Origin of the sequence: Actinoplanes subtropicus (genome assembly GCF_000721705.1) — a bacterium.
In the GTDB taxonomy this organism is placed as follows: domain Bacteria; phylum Actinomycetota; class Actinomycetes; order Mycobacteriales; family Micromonosporaceae; genus Actinoplanes; species Actinoplanes subtropicus.
This window is the reverse complement of sequence record NZ_JOJL01000144.1, coordinates 1-729: the sequence shown is the minus strand read 5'-3', so window position 1 is coordinate 729 and position 729 is coordinate 1. Positions and strand designations below refer to the sequence as shown.

1 protein-coding gene is annotated in these 729 nt (G+C 65.3%); it reads left to right on the top strand.

All coding sequences use genetic code 11. The features are described 5' to 3' along the window. The first annotated feature begins 58 nt into the window (after positions 1-58). Positions 59-610: a chemotaxis protein CheW gene (locus tag IH26_RS0152560; protein ID WP_030443820.1), complete on the top strand. Its 552-nt coding sequence runs from the start codon at positions 59-61 to the stop codon at positions 608-610. Positions 611-729: the final 119 nt, after the last annotated feature.

Below are 729 nucleotides of genomic sequence, written 5' to 3'. Positions count from 1 at the left end.
TGACGTGCCGAACTGATGGTCGGATGGTGCGCACGACCACCGACCGAGAGGACATGCGGTGACCGACACGTTGGCCCGGGTGGGCTCCGGCCGCTTCCTGACTTTCACGCTGAATGACGAGGCGTACGCGGTCGACATCTTTCACGTGCTCGAGATTCTGGAGTACCGGCACCTGACCGTGGTGCCGATGATGCCGCCGTTCATCCGCGGGGTGATCAATCTGCGGGGGCGGGCGGTGCCCGTTATCGACCTGGCTATCCGGTTCGATCGGGGTGACACCACGGTGCGCCGCCGGACCAGCATCATCATCGTGCACCTCGATGACATCGGGCTCGAGGAGGGCGAGGGCGACGGGCAGGACATCGGGATCCTGGTCGACTCGGTGAACAAGGTCGTCGAGTTGACCGAGGGGGACATCGAGCCGGCGCCGTCGTTCGGCTCCGGTATCCGTGCCGACTACATCAGCGGCATGGCCCGGCGGGACGGCGATTTCCTGATTCTGCTTGACGTGGGCCAGGTTCTGTCGATCAGCGAGATGGTCAGCCTCGGCGAAGCGGCCCGGGCCGGAGACCAGTCCACGGAATCGCTCGAGTCGCCAGAAGGATCCTGATGCAGCAAGCCTTGAGAAGTCGCGAGATCGGATCGAACGAGTTCGCCTATATCACCGGCGTGCTCCACCGCGAGACCGGCATCCGGCTCCCACCCGGCAAGGAGGCGCTGGTCGCCGGG